General features: G+C 43.2%; 1 pseudogene. It reads right to left on the bottom strand.

The features are described 5' to 3' along the window. Positions 1–303 precede the first annotated feature (303 nt). Positions 304–567: pseudogene (locus ACFIL3_RS11030) on the bottom strand (proton-conducting transporter membrane subunit). Positions 568–602: the final 35 nt, after the last annotated feature.

The raw sequence follows: 602 nt of genomic DNA, 5'->3' as shown, positions 1-602 counted from the left end.
GGAGGTGAACCCTAGAATGATGTTGGGGTTAAGGGATAGAAGGATAATTGGGGTAAGGTGTATGAATATTAGTGTATTTTCTCGTGTGAAAGGGGGTTTTATGTTAATTATGTGGTGTGTGAGTTTTCCTCGTTGTACTGTAATGAATATGTGGAGGGAGTAGAGGGCTGTGATTAGTATGTTAAGTCCTGTTAGCACGATAGTGATGTGAGATCAAGAGAATGAGGCTGTAATCACGAAGAGTTCTCCAATTAAATTAATGGTGGGGGGTAAGGCTAGGTTGGTAAGGTTTGCTGTGAATCATCAGAGGGCTATTAGTGGAAGTAGTGTTTGAAGTCCTCGGGAGAGTATTATAATGCGGCTGTGGGTGCGTTCATAGTTTGAGTTAGCTAGGCAGAATAGTATAGAGGAAGTAAGTCCATGGGCAATTATGAGGGTGGTTGCGCCAGAAAAGCTTCAGGGGGTTTGAATGAGGGAGGCTATGATTACTAGGGATATATGGCTTACGGAGGAGTATGCGATGAGTGATTTTAGGTCTGTTTGTCGTAGGCAGATTGAGCTTGTTATGATTATGCCTCATAGGGCTAGCATGAGGAAAGGGT

It is taken from the genome of Bartonella sp. CE47NXGY (assembly GCF_042195415.1).
In the GTDB taxonomy this organism is placed as follows: Bacteria; Pseudomonadota; Alphaproteobacteria; order Rhizobiales; family Rhizobiaceae; genus Bartonella.
Note: the sequence above shows the minus strand (reverse complement) of the source record. Positions and strands in the feature narration are given on the sequence as shown.